This window comes from Rothia sp. P5764, assembly GCF_048512965.1.
In the GTDB taxonomy this organism is placed as follows: domain Bacteria; phylum Actinomycetota; class Actinomycetes; order Actinomycetales; family Micrococcaceae; genus Rothia.
Window position 1 is genome coordinate 406,754 of sequence record NZ_JBLXXQ010000001.1, and the last position, 16,877, is coordinate 423,630.

A 16,877-nucleotide genomic window follows, 5' to 3' on the forward strand; every position below is an offset into this window, starting at 1 on the left:
TTGCCTGCCCGCCCGGCCCCTAGGCCGGTAGCGGGCAGGCTCAGCCAGCCCTGGCGCCTCACCGTGCGCTAGCCACACCCACCTCGTTCTTTCTCTTGCAGGGAGTGACTCTCCGTGTCAAACTTTCTTAGGCTCCTCGGCAGACGCCTGGTAGCCCTGCCCATCATGATTTTGGGCGTTACCCTTCTTGTCTTCATCATTCTCCAGTTCACTCCTGGTGACCCCGCCACTATTGCCCTGGGCGAAGGCGCATCGGAAGAAGCTAAAGAAGCCTACCGAGACTCGCACGGTCTCAATGACCCGCTCTATGTCCAGTACTTTGCCTTCCTGGCACGGCTAGCTCACTTTGATTTGGGTATGACTACCCCACCCGCTCAGCCTGTTATTGACCAGATTAAGGTCGCTTTCCCCACAACCTTGCAGTTGACCTTCCTGGGGGTCGTCATCGCTGCTGTGGCTTCCTTGGTCCTTGGCGTTGTTGCCGCCCTTTACCGCGATCGCTGGCCCGATCAGCTGATCCGTGTGCTGTCCATGGCCTCCATCGCCACTCCTTCCTTCTGGCTGGGTATCCTCATGATTCAGTACTTTGCTCTGGGCCTGGGCTGGTTCCCCACAGGTGGTTCCGCACCGGCAGGTAGCGGATTTGGCACCTGGCTTTTGCACATGTTCCTTCCGGCAGTGGCTCTTGCTGTGCCCGTCAGCGCATCGCTGACCCGAACCGTTCGTACCTCCATGGTGGAAGAACTCGACAAGGACTACGTGCGCACCGCTATCGGTAACGGTGTCCCCCGCAAGGAAGTTATTACCAAGAACGTACTCCGTAACGCCCTCATCACCCCGGTCACCGTGCTGGGCCTGCGCATTGGCTACCTCCTGGGCGGCGCGGTCGTCATCGAGATGATCTTCTCCCTCAATGGCATGGGCAACCTCATCTTTATCGGTATCACCGGTAACGACATCAACCTTGTCCAGGGCGTTGTACTAACCATCGCCATCACCTTTGTTCTGGTCAACATTGTCGTTGACCTGCTCTACCTGCTCATCAACCCACGAATCAGGAGCGTCTAATCATGCGTAGCGGACTCGCAGAACGCCTCTCAGCACCGGGCATCCGATTCAAGGCGCTCCCCGCTAGCTCAAAGCTAGCTCTCACATTCATCGCCCTTATCGCCCTGGTTGCGCTCTTGGCACCCTGGCTAGCTCCTCACGATCCGCTAGCCTCCACCGGCGCACCGATTGGTGCACCCAACTCTGAGTACCTCTTTGGTACCGACCGTCAGGGCCGCGATATTCTCTCCCGCCTCATGTACGGTGCCCGCGCTTCCCTGCAGGTAGGCCTCGGCGCTGTTGCCCTGGCACTGATTATGGGTGGAATCCTGGGCTCACTTGCAGCAACCAGCTCTAAATTTGTTGCAGAAGTCATCATGCGCATCATGGATGTGCTCATGGCCTTCCCCGGTATCGCTCTGGCCGCTGTCTTGCTGGCCTCCCTGGGCAACTCTGTTGGGACTATTATCTTCGCTATTGCGGTGGTCTACACCCCGCAGCTAGCCCGCGTTGTCCGCGCCCAGGTGCTGGCAGCCTGGGACGAGGACTACGTCCGTGCAGAGCGCGTTATGGGTGCCCCCCGCTTCTACATCCTGCTCAAGCACGTGGTACGCAACACCATCGCCCCGGTGCTTGTTTTTGCAACCGTTATGGTGGCCGACGCTATTATCTTGGAGGCTTCGCTGTCCTTCCTCTCCGCCGGTGTACGCCCCCCTGAGCCTTCCTGGGGTAACGTCATCGCAGACGGTCGCGCTATCGTACTAGCAGGCGGCTGGTGGGCCACCACCTTCGCAGGTGGCGTTATCTTGCTCACCGTCCTGGCACTTAACGTACTCTCTGAGGGCATGACCGATGCCATGGTGAACCCCAAACTCCGCCGTAAGGTCAAGATCGAAGAAAATAATGAACAGCCAACCGCCCAGGCTCTAGCGGCATCTGCGGCCCTAACCGTACGTGACCGCAAGGCTAGCGCTGAGCTTGAAACTGTTCTGCAAAAACTCAAAATGACTGAAAGCCGCAGAGAAGACCGCCTCATGGCAGATCCTTCAGCTCGAGTCATACTTGAGGTCAAAGACCTTTCTATCTATTTCCCTGAGCGGTTTGGCGACACCCCCGTGGTTGACCGCGTTTCCTTCACCGTCACCGAAGGCCAAACTATGGGCTTGGTCGGTGAATCAGGTTCCGGTAAGTCCATCACCTCACTGGCTATCATCGGCTTACTTGACCGTAAGGCCAAGATCACCGGCTCCGTCCTCTTTGAAGGTCAGGAACTGGTCGGTGCCAGCGAAGCCGAGTTCCAGAAGCTCCGCGGTGCCGTGATTTCCATGGTCTACCAGGACGCCCTGAGCTCTCTGAATCCCTCCATGCTGATCAAGGACCAGATGGAGCAGCTCACCCGCCGTGGCGGCCGCAAGAGCCCCGAAGAACTCCTCCGCCTGGTCAAACTTGACCCGGAGCGTACTCTAGCCTCCTACCCGCATGAGCTATCTGGTGGTCAGCGTCAGCGTGTTCTCATCGCCATGGCACTCTCCCGCTCCCCCAAGCTGGTTATTGCCGATGAGCCCACCACCGCACTCGATGTAACCGTGCAGGCAGAAGTAATCGACCTGCTCAATGAGCTGCGTGAGCAGCTGGGCTTCGCCATGATCTTCGTGTCCCACGACCTGGCCTTGGTAGCCCAGGTAGCCCATCGCATCTCGGTTATGTACGCGGGCCAGATTGTAGAAGCCGGCGCAACCAGCCAGCTCTTGACCAACCCCCAGCATGAATACACTCGCGGCCTTCTGGGAGCAGTGCTTTCTATCGAGTCCGGGGCAGAACGGCTCTACCAGATTCCCGGTACCGTGCCCTCACCCTCAGATTTCTCAGCAGGGGACCGCTTTGCACCCCGTTCACTTCGACCCGATGCCGACCCCGAGCAGAAGCTGGTCTTCACGCCTGTTGAAGGCGACAGCGACCACCTCTGGGCATCCCACCTCACCACCGCACAGGAGACAGCATGAGCAACCCAGCTGTAACCCCCGAAGACAAGAGCCTGCTCAATACCACCGGCCGGGCTGCAGTGAGCCGTGTCAATGAGCCCATCATTGAGCTCAAGGACGTCCAGGTTCACTACCGAGCCCGTAGTGGCGGTATTCTCAAGCCCACTATCGTCAAGGCTGTTGACGGGGTAAACCTCACGGTTCGCCGCGGTGAAACCATCGGCCTGGTCGGTGAGTCTGGGTGTGGTAAATCCACCCTGGCCTCTGTGATTGTGGGCCTGCAAAAGCCCACCGGCGGTGACGTCCTCTTCAAGGGTAAGAGCGTGCTCAAGCGCAATGCTGCCCTGCGTAAAGAGTTCGGTTCCGATGTCTCGATCGTCTTCCAGGACCCGGCCACTGCGCTCAACCCCCGTATGACCATCCAGGACATCCTCAAGGATCCCCTTGATGTGCACGGCATTGGCGATAAGTCAGGCCGTGACCGCCGAGTGCGTGAGCTCCTGGCGCTGGTGGGTCTACCCGTTTCCGCCGCCGATGCTCTGCCCTCCCAGATTTCTGGTGGTCAGCGTCAACGCGTAGCAATTGCCCGCGCCCTGGCTCTGGAACCCAAGATTATTGTGGCCGATGAGCCCACCAGTGCGCTGGATGTGTCAGTGCGTGCCCAGGTGCTCAACCTGCTCTCAGACCTTAAAGAAGAGCTCTTCTTGGGTATGGTCTTCATCTCCCACGATATCCAGACCGTTCGCTACGTCTCAGACCGTATCTGCGTCATGAACAAGGGCAACATCGTCGAAGAGGGGACCGCCGAACAGGTCTTTGATACCCCCAGCCAGGATTACACCCGCACCCTCTTAGGGGCTGCACCCACTCTGCTCCACGTCTAAAAGAGACAGCGGCTTTCAACTCAATAATTTAATATTCCAGGAGAAGAATCACATGAGCTCCCCGCTTTTTTCCGGCCTTATCCCGCCACTTCTAACTCCCCGTTCCGCCGACGGCACCCTCGATTTGGGCTCCCTGGAGCGACTGATTAACCACCTGATCGAAGGCGGTTCACACGGTATTTTTGCCCTGGGTTCATCCTCTGAGGTGCTTTACCTAACCAATGCTGAGCGAGAAAAAGTGCTCCGCACCTGTGTAGAGACCATTGCAGGGCGAGTCCCTCTCATTGTCGGAGTTAACGACATGACCACAGCCCGTGTTATTGACGAAGCCCAGCGCCTGCTTGCTATTGGTGGCGACGCGATTGTGGTCACCAGCCAGTTCTACGCTGTAGATAATACCTTTGAAGAAGACCGACACTTCCGCGCTATCGCTGATGCTGTAGATGTACCGGTCTTCGCCTACGACGTTCCGGTACGCACCAAGCAGAAGCTCCCCCTGGGCTTGCTGGTTCAGCTGGCCAAGGACGGCGTAATTGCCGGTGTTAAAGACTCATCCGGTGATGACGTTGCTTTCCGCCAGCTCGCGCTTGCAACCGCTGATATTGAGGGCTTCGCCGCCTTTACAGGTCATGAGGTGGTCTGCGACGGTGCTCTGCTCTCAGGTGCGGCAGGCCTCGTACCGGGCCTAGGCAACGTTGACCCTGCAGGCTACCGTCGTCTCTTTGATGCGGCTCAGGCCGGGGATTGGGAGAGCGCCCGCCAGGAGCAGGACCGCCTAGCCAAGCTCTTTGACATTGTTTTCGTTCAGACCCCCAGCGTCTCAGGCGGAGCGGCTGGCCTGGGTGCTTTCAAGACCGCACTACAGATCATGGGAGTCATTGAATCAAACACAATGTCTCAGCCCATGGAGACACTAGGGTCCGAAGAGGCAGAGCGGATTCGCGCTATCCTTGCCTCAACGGGGCTCCTCTAGGCCGGGTTTAGCACACCCACTGAAGGGACAAGGATGAGTAACCCCCAACACGTCGCCCTGGTCGCTGACCTAGGAGGCACCAAAACCGCGCTTGGCATTGTCAGTTGCACAGGCCAGGTTCTCCACCGTGACCAGATACCCACTTTGGCTCAGGCTGGTGGTACTGAGCTGGCCCGGCACACGGCCGAGGCGCTCAAAAAGCTGGGTGCTACTGCCCGTGAGCTAGGCTATGAGCCCCTTGGGGTGGGTATTGGATCTGCTGGCGTCATTGGCTCCGAGGGGCAGGTCATCACGGCTGCCAACCTGATTAAGGGCTGGAGCGGCACTCCCCTAGCTTCTATTCTCAGTGATGTGACGGGTCTGCCTGCCTACGCGGTGAACGATGTCCACGCTCATGCCCTGGGTGAGGCCTGGCTCGGTGCTTCCGCCGATGCTGAAAGCAGTCTCATGGTAGCTTTTGGCACAGGTGTGGGTGGCTCCTATATTGTGGGGGGCCAGCAGCTTCACGGAGCGCATTCCCTTGCGGGACATGTGGGGCACTTCTCATCCCCCTGTGCTCTAGATATTGCCTGCACCTGCGGAGGAGTGGGGCATGTGGAGGCTGTCGCCTCAGGTACCGGCATCGTCAATAGCTATCGCAGGCTGGGCGGACCTACTGAGGTTGAGAGCCTAGTTGAGGTAAAAGAACTTGCTACTACCGGAGATACTCATGCCCAAGAAGCTATTGCGCTAGGTGCGCGGGCAGCGGGTATCGCACTCGGTGACCTGGCAACTATCCTGGACCCCCACCTGATTCTTGTCTCCGGGGGTGTGACTAACCTGGGCGATCTCTGGTGGCAGGGCATGGTGCAGGCCTACCAGCAGGCAGCACTTGGACAGGCTACCGAAACCCGCATTATCTCAGCTTCACTAGGTTCAGATGCCCCGCTTCTGGGGGCGGCAAGCCTGATCCCGGATTTCATTGTCAGAGACTCATCACGAGGTTAGGATTCACCGTGTTTACAGCTCAAGAACTGATTGATTCGCTTGCAGGCCAGCTCATTGTCTCCTGCCAGGCTTACCCCGGTGAGCCTATGCGCGACCCCCGAACAACCGGGCAGGTAGCGGCTTCTGCAGTGATGGGAGGCGCGGCCGCTGTCCGTGTACAGGGGTTGGCTGATATTCAGTTCACCCGCACCAGCGTTGAGGTCCCGGTCATTGGCCTGTGGAAAGACGGGCATGAGGGTATTTTCATTACCCCCACCTTGCACCATGCCCTGGCAGTAGCCCAGGCGGGTGCCCATGTGGTCGCGCTTGATGGCACTAGGCGTGACCGGCCCGACGGGCTCAGCCTCAAAGAGGTAATTGACGGGGTACACGGGTCGAGCCCATCACTGGTCATGGCAGACTGTGATTCTCTCGAAGCAGCTGTTGCGGCGGCGGAAGCCGGAGCTGATTTTATCGGCACCACCCTGGCAGGCTACACCGATGCCCGCCCCAAGACCGCTGGCCCCGACCTTGAGCTCCTGGAAGCTATTGCTGCACAGGATCTTGGGCTACCGCTTATTGCCGAGGGCCGGATCCATAGCCCGGCTCAGGCTCGGCAGGCTCTGGAGGCTGGTGCCCACGCTGTTGTGGTAGGCACAGCTATTACGCACCCTATTTCTATTACCGGATGGTTTAAGGACGCCCTCCAAGCATAAAAATAGGTGGGGCTACTTTCGAGTAACCCCACCTATTTTTATTTATCCAAGAAATATAGCTGGCTTTTGGAAGTCGGGGATATTTTCTTGCGCAAAACGATAATATTCTGCATTTTTTAATTGGCTGGCTGCTGCCTCATCGACCACGACGGTGACATCTGGGTGCATCTGGAGTATTGACCCCGGGCAGAAGGTGGTGATGGGGCCTTCTGCCATGCCCGCGATTGCACTCGCCTTGTTGGCTCCGTCAGCGACCAGGACAATCTTGCGGGCTTCCATGATGGTGCCAATCCCCTGGGTTAGGCAGTGTACTGGCACCTGACTTGCATCGCCGTCGAAGAAGCGGGCGTTATCAGCCACAGTCTTAGGTGCTAGAGTCTTGATGCGGGTGCGTGATACGAGCGAGGAACCGGGCTCATTGAAAGCTATATGCCCATTGGCGCCTATACCAAGTATCTGCACGTCAACTCCACCTGCGGTCTTGATTTTCTCTTCGTACCGAGCGCATTCAGCATTGATATCCCGAGCCATGCCATCGAGGACATGCACCTTCTGGGAGTCGAGCCCGATTCGCCCAACAATTTGCTGGTTGACGACGCTTCGGTAGGACTCGGGGTGAGAGGGGTCTAGGCCAACGTACTCATCGAGGGCAAAAGCGCTGACAGAGCTAACGTCTAGGCCTGCTTCTACGCGTTCTGCGAGATAGCGGTAGGTAGCCTCTGGGGATGATCCCGTGGCAACTCCCCAGACCGTTGGGCGACCCTGGCGGTTATTGCGTTCCGTCACCATAGCGATTAAAGACGCCGCGTAGGCACCGGCTTGATCCTTTGAATCACAGATAATTATTTCCATATAAATATCTTACGAAAAATATATCTAGAAGCGGCAGAGGGCGCGTTTATGACACCCCGTGACACAAATTTGAAAATTCGCAAGGAATATTTTTAATAATTATTATTCCCCGAGGTTCAGGTCAGAAAAGTAGATAGGGTTTTACTCATCAGGGTAGATAAAGCTGGCTCACCGCGAAGTTGCTGGCTTGGGGTTGGTGTTGGGGGCTGTCTCCTTGCTCCTGCCCTGTAGGTGGTGTGGTCGTCTGCTGGCTCGGGGCTGGCGTTTCAGGGTGCAGACGACCACACCGCCTAAGGACGCAGAGGGACACACCGCCTAGGGGGGACAGCTACCGCAAACCCTGCTTAACGCTGAGCTAGCTCTTCCCTCACCTTGCGGCGCAGGGCCTTGCCCAGCATGGAGCGGGGCAGTTCATCAACCTCGTAGTAGTTTTTAGGAACCTTGTAACGGGTCAGTCGCGTGTAGCAGTGCTCTTTAAGTTCTGCGGGGTCTAATGCATATCCTTGGGCCGGGACGATAGCGGCGGTGACAGTTTCGCCTCCGCTAGCATCGGGCATACCCACGACAGCGCAGTCTGCTACGGAGTCGTGTTGTTTAAGGACGTTTTCAATTTCGGAGGGGGAGACGTTGAAGCCACCAGTGATGATGACTTCTTTAATCCGGTCGACGATTTCTATGAAGGAGTCTTTATCGAGACGGACAATATCACCCGTTCGTAGCCAACCTCCCTCCAGCAAGGTATTGCGGGTATCTTCTGCGCGTTTCCAGTAGCCTTTCATCACCTGGGGTCCGCGCACCAATAGTTCACCTTCCTGCCCTTGTTCGAGGTCTTGGAGGGTTTCGGGGTCAACAACGCGGATGTCGGTGGAGGGGAAGGGGATACCGATGGAGCCCGCGCGGCGGGTGGAGTTGAGGGGGTTGCAGGACACCAGGGGTGAACATTCTGAGAGCCCGTAGCCTTCCACAAGCATGCCTCCGGTTGCTTCTTCCCATTCGGTGACCAGTTCGGTAGGTAGGTGCATGGCACCTGAGACTGACCAGCGGATTCCCTGGAGCGAGACTTTGCGCTGTTTTGCTTCGTCGAGCATGCGGCGGTAGATAGGTGGGACGGCAGGCAGGATGGTTGGTGGGGTTTTTTTCATGGCTCGGAAGATGAGGTCCATGTCCACGGTGGGGAAGAGTACCAGTCGTGCTTTGCAGACAGCGGAGATGGTCTGCCCCAGTGTCATGCCGTAGGCGTGGAAGAGCGGGAGCACGGCGTAGATGACTTCGTTACTTCCGGGTTGAATCCATTCTTCGCCCATTCTGCCGTTTGATTCGAGGTTGCGGTGGGTGAGCATGACGCCCTTGGGGAGCCCTGTTGTCCCGGAGGTGTATTGGAGGAGGGCGAGGTCTTGGGCGGTGGGGCGGTGGTGGTCGGCAGCTAGGGGTTGGTTCTTCATGAGCTGGCGCCAGGGTGTGGCGCCGCGTGCGGTTCCTTCGAGCTTTTCGCGTGAGGTTTTCATCTTGCCTATGGGGAGTTTGAGTGCTGCTCGCATGGCAAGTGGCATCTCTTCGATCATGTTGACGGCGTAGATGGTACGGGGGCGGATGTCTGCGGGGAGGGAGCTTATTTTATCTGCGATTTTGTCCCAGACGATGGCGGCTTTTGCTCCGTGGTCTTCAAACATGTGGCGGAGTTCTGCCTCGGTGTAGAGGGGGTTGTGCTCAACGACGATAGCGCCTAATCGGAGAATGGCGTAGAAGGCAACGATGTGCTGGGGGCAGTTGGGGAGGGCGATGGCTACGCGGTCCCCGTGCTGGATACCCGCTTTGCGGAGCCCTTCAGCTACCCGGAGGATCTGGTCACCGAGCTGGGCATAGGTGGTGGTGGAGCCGAAAAATTCGAGGGCAATTTTCTGGGGGGAAGTGCGAACAGCCTCTGCCATGAGGTGGCTCAGTGAGGTTTCAGGCAGCTTCACATCGCGGTGTGTTTCGGGCCGGTAGTTCTTCTGCCAGGGGCGGTGAGCCAGGGGGAAGGTGTCGGTCGTATCGTTATTTTCGGCTACATGCATACACAAGATTGTGCCACAGGGGTGCTTGAGCTGACATACTAAGGGGTATGGCGCAACGTGGAAACAAAGACATCACGACCGAAGAATTTCGGGAGTTGATGAAAGAAATTAACAAACGCATGATACTTGTGGGGCTTGGAGCTATTGCTCTTGGCCTGGTCATTATCGGGTTGATGTACCTTTTGGGTGGCAACTAGGTGGGAGCCCCGCAGGGACCGTAAGAGTGTCTTTGAACAGATGACAGCAGGTATGGGTTACCGCCCGGATCAGGAGCGCGTCGAGGTTCTGAGTCTGGTCTAAGTACCCCCTTTTTTTTGATAGGTTTACAGGCAATGAGCAGTACAGATCATCGGCAGAGCGGCCAGGAAGATTTTGAGGATTGGGACGCGGTTTTTGAGGACTCAGAATCAACACGCTTGCTCTCTCCCTCGCAGCACCACTACACCGACCGGCTTGAAGAAGATACCAGGCCGCTTGAAACTAGCAGCTACCAGCAGGAGATCCTTTCAGCGACCCGGTCGGGGCAGGCTCCTTACCCTGTGGGCTGGCAACAGGCGCACCCTGCTACCGCTCAACTCCCCCTACCCCATCAGCAAACAGAGGCCGGTTGGGACCATGAGGTTGCTCCCCTACCGTCTGCTCGTGTAGCTGTCTACCGCAGGATTCAGTTCCTACCGGCTATGAGCGGTAGCCTCGTGGCTTATGCTCTGAGCACCGGGCTATTTGCCTTGGTAAGAACCGTCTTCACTGCTGTTGGTATCTCGACCTATGGCAGTCTGACGGGTGGCGCTCTGGCCGTTTCTGTTGCTTCCAGTCAGGGCCAGGCTATTCCTTGGGTAGTTGCAAGTGCTCTTATATGGCTGTTGAGCTTCGGCTGGGCAGGATATGTTGCCACCCGCATGGCTGCGGTAGCACCTACCAGGCAGGCCCTGGGGGTTCTTGCTGTCAGCTTCCTTGCGGCTCTCCTTGCAACCCTGGTGACATGGGCTTCCGCTTGGCTCCCGTCACCGCTTACGCCCAGCTTTGCCTTTCAGCGGCTTCTGGCCCCCGATCTGGCTCTTGGGGCTCTCACAGCGCTAGCCGCAGGGCTACTCGCCGCTATCGGCTCAATGCTGGGTGCGGCTCTGGGAATGAGGTATCGTCGAGCCCTGACAAGTATAAATTCCTAAAATAGCATCAACTTAGGAAGGCTCTAAGTCACCTTAAAAGCCAGGGGTTAAGAGGGCTTAAACCGGGCTTTAGCTGTAAAATATGTTCGTAATGTAAACAGTCTGCTCATCGCACCCATGCAACCACCGAGCAGCCACCGTCTCAGGTGAGGGTTGCACAGCATACAAGGTAAGTAAGAATTATGAGCGTAGTACGTGTAGGCATTGTCGATGACCATGAGGTAGTCCGCGAAGGTATGCGGGCAGTCGCTGCCGGCGCTAGCGAAATTGAGCTGGTAGCGGCTGCTCCCACTGCAGCTGACCTGCTGGTAGCCTTGGGGCGCAACCTCAATGACCCTTCTCATGCTGATTTGGGAAAGCTGAAGCGTGACTGCGATGTTGTGCTTCTGGACCTCTCACTTCAGGATAAGTCTCGACCGTCAGAGAATGTTGATATCCTGCAACGGGCAGGCATTAAGGTTCTTATCTTCAGCATCGGAGAAAACCCCGGCCTGATTCGCGAAGCCCTGAAAGCTGGCGCGCTGGGCCTGGTTCGCAAGTCTGAGCCTCTTGAACATGCCCTGGCCGAGGCCAAGAATATCGCAGACGGTAAAGCCGTTGTTACCAAGGAACTTGCCGCCGCTATTGACGGTGACCAGGAGTTCTCTCGCGCTAATCTCTCCCCCCGAGAGCAGGAAACCCTGCGTCTTTATGCCTCCGGCTTTGCACAGGTTCAGGTAGCCCGCCGTATGGGTATTAAGCAGTCTGCGGTTAAAACAAATATTGACCGTATCCGCGAAAAGTACGCTCGTGTTGGTCGCCCGGCCCCCACCAAGATTGACCTGCGTATCCGCGCTATTGAGGATGGCCTGGTAGATACCATGGAAGACACCTCCACCGCAGACCGTCACCTGTAATTCGCTCACCCCTGTACCCCTAAGGATTGTGCACCTGTCTACTGTTACCGGAGGCGCCTCTAAGGACCTGGCCCAGGCTCTCCAACCCTCAAGAGTCAATCGACTCCGCGCTTTCTCGCTGAAGTCGCTCACCCTCACTAGCGGCCAACAGCCGCTGATGGGGCCGAGCTCCTTTGGTCTCTATTGCACCCTAGAAATTGTCTATTCCCTCATCGCGGTCGGCCTGCTCCTGCAATCTTTGGCCAATATTTCCGAGAACCGGGGCGGGGACTCTCTCTGGTACCTGGCCATTATCCCTGTGATAGTCACCCATGCCTCTTTGCTCATGTTCAACGGTGTGCGTAAAGAGGTTTCAGCCAGGACAGTTAATTTCATGCTTGTCATTGCCTACGGCACCTATATAGTGTGGCCTTTGAGTATCGGTGCCCAGCATTCGGCTATCCCCTGGTCCTGGCTTTTTGGTATCTACGCCATGCTGGTGCCGGTCTTTGAGGAAGAATCACGGGACGGCATTACCCACAGCATTGCTTTACCCGCACTACTGATTATCAGCTCGGTGGCTTCCCATCTTCTGACCGGAGTCCCCTTGAATCCCACCGAGCTGATGATCCGAGCTTGCTATTTGTGTTTTACCTGCGTTCTGCTAGCAGGTCTTGCGCGGTTTGCGCTCAAAGCCGTTAGGGAGTCTGATAGGACCTACTACGAGACGCTCTCAGCCCAGCTTCTACTCAACCGTTCACGCGACTATTCCCAAGAGCTACAGAACTTTGACAAGCTGGTGCACGATAATGTGATGGCCGCCTTGCTCGATGCCAGCCGCAACCCCGGGGAACTCCCCCAGCGCACCCGCCTGCTGGCACGCCGAGCTATTGATGTTCTTGAAGAGGAAAGCCTCAAGTCTCAGCCCCAGCGCCCCATTACCTTCCAGGCTCTGACCGAACAGATCGCTGAAGGCGTTGAGCCCTGGAACCAGCGCCTACGCTTTATCTCAGACTCCATGGAGAAGTACCCCCTAGCGAGCCCCGACTCTACGCTGCCCTATACGGCGGCACGCGCTTTTACCCATGCGGTCACCGAAGCTGTTTCGAACTCCGCCCGGCACTCGGGAACCCGCACCACACAGATTTCCATTCGTACCGAGCTGCGCAGACCCTACAACTCGACCCGGTCCGATGAAGAACGCCCCTATGTGCTCTGCACTATCTCGGATAGAGGCCAGGGTTTCTCCATGAAAGATATCGATTTCCGTCGCCTGGGTGTGCGTGTTTCTATGATCCGCAGCATGGAAGAAGTAGGTGGCAAGGTCACCATCACTTCTGCCCCTGAAAAGGGAACAACTGTCATTGTCCAGTGGCCCCATGAGGACCCCGATGCTGGTTAAGTACTATCGTTCCCGTCAGCTCACTCTGCTTCTGAGCGCTGTCACTCTCCTGGTTCTGGGCTCCTTCTTCTTCTGGTACTCCCAGTACACCACCACCCGCGCTCCTCACTGGGCTACCATCATCAGTCTCTACGCTATTGCCACGCTCCCGGTCTTCTTGCCCACTCAGCGGCTGGCTCTACCCGATGCGATGCTTCCCCTTATTACTATTTTGGGGCTACACAGCGTGGATATAACCTTGAGCGCTATGAGCCATTCAGTCACCTTCTCTAGCCTCTCCTGGCCGCTTATGGCCTATACTCTGCTGGCTATGGGTCTTGTTTCCCGCAGGCACACTTTCTACGGCTGGCTCTTCTTTGCAAGTTTTGTATTACTGGTGCTGAGCTGGCACAGCAACTACTTCTTAAGCCGGATCAATCTTTCTACCGAGTTCTATATCCCTTTCCTGCTCATGGTAGTCTGCACCATCGTGCCTCAGCAGATTGAGCAGGCCGTCTCTAAGACCCGGCAGGCTCGCAGTATGCGCATCATTGCCGATGCGGGCCGTACCGAAGAAGCAGATATGAGTGCTATTGCAACCCAGCGTGTGCAGGAAGTGCGCACTCTGACTGAAGACATGCTTCACCGTATTGCCTACAACGAATCACCCGTGACCCGTGACGAAATGGACGAGTTTCGGTTTACCGAAGCTCAGCTGCGTGACACTATCCGCGGTCGCTACATCGTCAATAAGGAAATTCTTCATGCGGCCTGGCTTGCCCGCCAGCGCGGTGTCAAGGTAGATATTCTCGACGAGCGAGGAAGCGCTCTACCTGCCCGGCTCTCGATGATTCTGACCCAGTGCGCGGTCGACCTGTTCGATAAGGCCTCGGGCGGGACTATTACGGTTCGTGCTTTCCCTGCTGACGACCAGATAGCTGTCATGCTGGTGCACGATGGTAACTCAGAGGATGAGGAGCCCAGCGCAATCGAAATTTCTCAGACTGGCCTGGTTGAAAGGTTCTAAGAACCCCAGCCTACTCGGGGACACTCCCCCCGGCTTTTGTAGGCACCTTTGCCTTATTCAAAGAATTTTCTGAGAGCAAGCGTAGACCTATATGAGGACATACAAGCTGAGGTTACCCAGACTAAGATTTTAAGTAACTTGATAGCTGTTCAACGATGAGTCGGGGGACTCAGCTTTCTGGTGACGTTGGGGGACTGATCCAGAAAATGTAGAACAGCCAGTCAAGGGCATAAGGTAACCTACGGGGCCTGAACTTGTCCGGACCGATGTGTCCGGGGATTCGGATTTCTTGGGGGAGATAATTCGAATTCTGCTCCAGGTTCCGTACCTTGGCGTTGTGAGGCCTTCACCTGTTTCAGGTGGGGGCCTCGCCTCTTTAATCCTTTCGGGAGCAAGAGGTATCAAACCGCCTGCAAAAAGGCTCAGCCCGCGCATGCTGCCAGCTGAGCCTTTGAGTGTCTTTGGCAGATTTCTACCCTACATATCGAGGAGGAGGGCTGGTTCTTCGAGGATAGAGGCAACATCGGCCAGGAACTTAGCCGAAAGGTCACCATCCAGCACACGGTGGTCGAAAGATCCACCCAGGGTGGTAACCCAGCGCGGGATAACTTCCCCGTCCACGACCCAGGGCTTCTGCTTGATCGTGCCGAAAGCCACGATAGCGGCCTCACCGGGGTTCAGAATAGGCGTTCCGGTGTCGATGCCCAGGGAACCGATATTAGTGATAGTCAGGGTGCCTTCCTGCATCTCAGCAGGCTGGGTCTTACCCTCGCGGGCCCGGGCACTCAGGTCATTCAACGCTACAGCCAGCTGACGCAGGTTCATGCTCTGGGCGTCCTTGATGTTCGGTACCATCAGGCCGCGAGGGGTAGCCGCCGCGATGCCCAGGTTCATGTAGTGCTTAATCTGAATCTCTGAGTCGGTCCAGGTGGCGTTGACCTGCGGGGTGCGCGAGGCCGCCCAGATAACGGCCTTAGCAAGAATCAGCAAGGGGGTTACCTTAACACCCTCAAACTGGGGTGACTTCTTGAGGCGCTTGACGAACTCCATGGTGCGGGTAGCATCCACGTCCACAAAGATAGAAACGTGCGGGGCCTTGAAGGCGGAATCCACCATAGCCTTGGCCGTAGCCTTACGAACGCCCTTGACCCGGATACGCTCGATGCGGTCACCACCGGCCCCGGCGGGAATCCAGAAGCTGGTGGGATCGGCGTTATCGGTAAAGTCAGCGGTTTCTGCCAGGCTCAGGTGGGCCGCAAAGTTGAGCAGGTCACGCTTAGTCACCTGTCCCCTGTCGCCGGTGGGGGTCACCTGTGCCAGGTCAATGCCCATTTCCTGAGCAGCCTTACGCACCGGAGGTTTGGCAAGAGCCTGGCGGCGGGGAACCTCAGAGTGTTCAGCCCCGGGCAAGTGTTCTGCTGTGCCCAGACGGCGCAAGACTCCCCCCATGCCGCTCTCTTCAAAGAACTTGCCTGCGCGAGCAGGCAGGGAAGTCAGCAGGGGCTTGCGCTGTTCAGCAAGCTGTGCTGCAGCAGCCGGGGGCGCCGGAGGCGGGGCAAGAGGAGCTGGCGAAGGCGCATTCTTCTTGCGTGAACGGCGCTTAACGGGATCAGCCTTAGGGCCTGAGCCCACCAGCGCGGCACCGGCACCGGGGTCCTTCTCAGCCTTAGCCTCAGGAGCGGATACCGCCTGGGCGGAGCCCTCAGCGCTAATAGCGATAATGGGGGTGCCGACCTCCACGCTCTGCCCCTCGGCAACCAGAAGGTCCTGCACCCTGCCATCGTAGGGCGAGGGAAGCTCTACCACGGACTTAGCCGTTTCAATCTCAACGATAATGTCGTTGAGCTTAACAAGATCACCGGGAGCTACTTTCCAGCTCAGGATTTCTGCTTCGGTGAGCCCTTCGCCCACATCAGGAAGGTTAAAAATCTGTGACATGGTATGTGCCTTTCGTGGGGGCTAGTAGGCCAAAGAACGGTCGACGGCTTCGAGCATACGGTCAATGCCGGGCACGTAATCTTCTTCTACCTTAGAGACTGGGTAGGGCATGTGGTAGCCGCCCACGCGGATAACGGGTGCTTCAAGGTGGTAGAAACAGCGTTCGGTGATTGCCGCAGAAATATCGGAGCCCAGGCCACCAAAGGTCGGTGCCTCGTGGGCTACTACCAGGCGGCCGGTCTTCTGCACAGAGGCCTCAATGGTCGGGACATCCAGCGGGGACAGCGAGCGCAGATCCAGCACCTCAATATCGTGTCCGTCTTCGGCGGCAGCTTCTGCTGCGGCCAGGGCAACGGGCACAAGTGGCCCGTAGGTGGCGATGGTCAGTTCGGAGCCTTCCCTGACGACCTGCGCGGTAAAGGGGTCAAAGTTGGCGTCAGCAAAATTGACTTCGCCCTTCATCCAATAGCGGCGTTTGGGTTCAAAGAAAATGACTGGGTCGGGGTGGGCGATTGCTGTGCGGAGCATCCAGTAGGCATCGTGCGGGTTAGATGGGGTGATGACGCGCAAGCCCGGGGTGTGGGTGAACAGGGCTTCGGGTGATTCTGAGTGATGCTCGATGGAGCCAATCATGCCGCCGTAGGGGATACGCACGGTCACGGGTACCTGGTACTGGCCGTGGGTTCGCCCGTGCATCTTGGAGAGCTGGGAGGTGATCTGGTTAAAACCGGGAAAGACAAAGCCGTCGAACTGAATTTCGGGGACGGGCCGGTAGCCGCGCAGGGCCATGCCGATGGAGGTGCCGATAATACCGGCTTCACCCAGGGGTGAGTCCATCACACGGGTAGGGCCGAAGGTCTCTTGTAGCCCCTCGGTTACGCGGTAGACGCCGCCCAGTTTTCCGATGTCTTCGCCCAGGGCTAGCACCTTGCGGTTGCTGGTCATCTCGTCGTGGAGGGCCCGGGTAATAGCCTTGGCCAGGGTGAGGGTTTCTCTTATCTGCTCGGTCATGT

General features: G+C 57.3%; 15 protein-coding genes. 11 read left to right on the forward strand and 4 right to left on the reverse strand.

Annotation, left to right across the window (positions count from 1 at the left end):
- Nucleotides 1–114: 114 nt before the first annotated feature.
- From ACN08Y_RS01865 to ACN08Y_RS01890, 6 genes are read left to right on the forward strand one after another with little or no spacing between them, the layout of a single operon-like run.
- Nucleotides 115–1,068, forward strand: a complete 954-nt coding sequence (locus tag ACN08Y_RS01865) for an ABC transporter permease (RefSeq protein WP_419099092.1) — start codon at nt 115–117, stop codon at nt 1,066–1,068.
- Between the two features lie 2 nt (nt 1,069–1,070).
- Nucleotides 1,071–3,050, forward strand: coding sequence for a dipeptide/oligopeptide/nickel ABC transporter permease/ATP-binding protein (locus tag ACN08Y_RS01870; protein ID WP_419099091.1), 1,980 nt, complete (start codon nt 1,071–1,073; stop codon nt 3,048–3,050).
- Nucleotides 3,047–3,913: an ATP-binding cassette domain-containing protein gene (locus ACN08Y_RS01875; protein ID WP_419111676.1), complete on the forward strand. Its 867-nt coding sequence runs from the start codon at nt 3,047–3,049 to the stop codon at nt 3,911–3,913. The genes ACN08Y_RS01870 and ACN08Y_RS01875 overlap by 4 nt, the downstream gene beginning before the upstream one ends.
- A 52-nt stretch (nt 3,914–3,965) precedes the next feature.
- Complete coding sequence (locus ACN08Y_RS01880) at nt 3,966–4,886, forward strand: dihydrodipicolinate synthase family protein (protein WP_419111677.1); 921 nt, start codon at nt 3,966–3,968, stop codon at nt 4,884–4,886.
- A 33-nt stretch (nt 4,887–4,919) separates the two neighbouring features.
- Nucleotides 4,920–5,873, forward strand: coding sequence for an ROK family protein (locus ACN08Y_RS01885; protein ID WP_419104213.1), 954 nt, complete (start codon nt 4,920–4,922; stop codon nt 5,871–5,873).
- 8 nt (nt 5,874–5,881) lie between these two features.
- Nucleotides 5,882–6,568 (forward strand): N-acetylmannosamine-6-phosphate 2-epimerase, encoded by a 687-nt coding sequence (locus ACN08Y_RS01890; protein WP_419104212.1) that lies wholly within the window; start codon nt 5,882–5,884, stop codon nt 6,566–6,568.
- 42 nt (nt 6,569–6,610) lie between these two features.
- Here the strand turns inward: ACN08Y_RS01890 and nagB are convergent, their stop codons facing one another.
- Both nagB and ACN08Y_RS01900 read right to left on the reverse strand, forming a co-directional pair.
- A complete protein-coding gene (gene nagB / locus ACN08Y_RS01895; protein WP_419099086.1) occupies nt 6,611–7,420 on the reverse strand; it encodes a glucosamine-6-phosphate deaminase in 810 nt (269 codons plus the stop codon).
- Between the two features lie 344 nt (nt 7,421–7,764).
- Complete coding sequence (locus ACN08Y_RS01900; protein WP_419111678.1) at nt 7,765–9,474, reverse strand: long-chain-fatty-acid--CoA ligase; 1,710 nt, start codon at nt 9,472–9,474, stop codon at nt 7,765–7,767.
- Between the two features lie 47 nt (nt 9,475–9,521).
- Between ACN08Y_RS01900 and ACN08Y_RS01905 the strand changes: the two genes are divergently transcribed.
- The 5 genes from ACN08Y_RS01905 (at nt 9,522) to ACN08Y_RS01925 (ending at nt 13,926) form a co-directional block, all read left to right on the forward strand.
- A complete protein-coding gene (locus ACN08Y_RS01905; protein WP_419099084.1) occupies nt 9,522–9,671 on the forward strand; it encodes a hypothetical protein in 150 nt (49 codons plus the stop codon).
- Between the two features lie 135 nt (nt 9,672–9,806).
- A complete protein-coding gene (locus tag ACN08Y_RS01910; protein WP_419111679.1) occupies nt 9,807–10,643 on the forward strand; it encodes a hypothetical protein in 837 nt (278 codons plus the stop codon).
- 182 nt (nt 10,644–10,825) lie between these two features.
- On the forward strand, nt 10,826–11,539 hold the full coding sequence (locus ACN08Y_RS01915) for a LuxR C-terminal-related transcriptional regulator (protein ID WP_419099082.1): 714 nt from the start codon (nt 10,826–10,828) through the stop codon (nt 11,537–11,539).
- A 28-nt stretch (nt 11,540–11,567) separates the two neighbouring features.
- The gene (locus ACN08Y_RS01920) at nt 11,568–12,920 is read left to right on the forward strand and encodes a sensor histidine kinase (RefSeq protein ID WP_419111680.1); all 1,353 of its coding nucleotides are present in this window, start codon (nt 11,568–11,570) and stop codon (nt 12,918–12,920) included.
- A complete protein-coding gene (locus tag ACN08Y_RS01925; protein WP_419111681.1) occupies nt 12,910–13,926 on the forward strand; it encodes a hypothetical protein in 1,017 nt (338 codons plus the stop codon). Before ACN08Y_RS01920 ends, ACN08Y_RS01925 begins: the two co-directional genes overlap by 11 nt.
- A gap of 477 nt (nt 13,927–14,403) precedes the next feature.
- On the opposite strand, the gene ACN08Y_RS01930 is transcribed toward ACN08Y_RS01925, so the two are convergent.
- Complete coding sequence (locus ACN08Y_RS01930) at nt 14,404–15,864, reverse strand: dihydrolipoamide acetyltransferase family protein (protein ID WP_419111682.1); 1,461 nt, start codon at nt 15,862–15,864, stop codon at nt 14,404–14,406.
- A 21-nt stretch (nt 15,865–15,885) separates the two neighbouring features.
- Nucleotides 15,886–16,875, reverse strand: a complete 990-nt coding sequence (locus tag ACN08Y_RS01935; RefSeq protein WP_419099078.1) for an alpha-ketoacid dehydrogenase subunit beta — start codon at nt 16,873–16,875, stop codon at nt 15,886–15,888.
- Nucleotides 16,876–16,877: the final 2 nt, after the last annotated feature.

What these genes read in the sequence shown, in the direction of transcription:
- ACN08Y_RS01925 (WP_419111681.1), top strand. Translation starts at nt 12,910, where the DNA reads ATGCTGGTTAAGTACTATCGTTCCCGTCAGCTCACTCTGCTTCTGAGC.
- ACN08Y_RS01910 (WP_419111679.1), top strand. Translation starts at nt 9,807, where the DNA reads ATGAGCAGTACAGATCATCGGCAGAGCGGCCAGGAAGATTTTGAGGAT.
- ACN08Y_RS01930 (WP_419111682.1), bottom strand. Translation starts at nt 15,864, where the DNA reads ATGTCACAGATTTTTAACCTTCCTGATGTGGGCGAAGGGCTCACCGAA.
- ACN08Y_RS01905 (WP_419099084.1), top strand. Translation starts at nt 9,522, where the DNA reads ATGGCGCAACGTGGAAACAAAGACATCACGACCGAAGAATTTCGGGAG.
- ACN08Y_RS01915 (WP_419099082.1), top strand. Translation starts at nt 10,826, where the DNA reads ATGAGCGTAGTACGTGTAGGCATTGTCGATGACCATGAGGTAGTCCGC.
- ACN08Y_RS01935 (WP_419099078.1), bottom strand. Translation starts at nt 16,875, where the DNA reads ATGACCGAGCAGATAAGAGAAACCCTCACCCTGGCCAAGGCTATTACC.
- nagB (WP_419099086.1), bottom strand. Translation starts at nt 7,420, where the DNA reads ATGGAAATAATTATCTGTGATTCAAAGGATCAAGCCGGTGCCTACGCG.
- ACN08Y_RS01885 (WP_419104213.1), top strand. Translation starts at nt 4,920, where the DNA reads ATGAGTAACCCCCAACACGTCGCCCTGGTCGCTGACCTAGGAGGCACC.
- ACN08Y_RS01870 (WP_419099091.1), top strand. Translation starts at nt 1,071, where the DNA reads ATGCGTAGCGGACTCGCAGAACGCCTCTCAGCACCGGGCATCCGATTC.
- ACN08Y_RS01875 (WP_419111676.1), top strand. Translation starts at nt 3,047, where the DNA reads ATGAGCAACCCAGCTGTAACCCCCGAAGACAAGAGCCTGCTCAATACC.
- ACN08Y_RS01900 (WP_419111678.1), bottom strand. Translation starts at nt 9,474, where the DNA reads ATGCATGTAGCCGAAAATAACGATACGACCGACACCTTCCCCCTGGCT.
- ACN08Y_RS01880 (WP_419111677.1), top strand. Translation starts at nt 3,966, where the DNA reads ATGAGCTCCCCGCTTTTTTCCGGCCTTATCCCGCCACTTCTAACTCCC.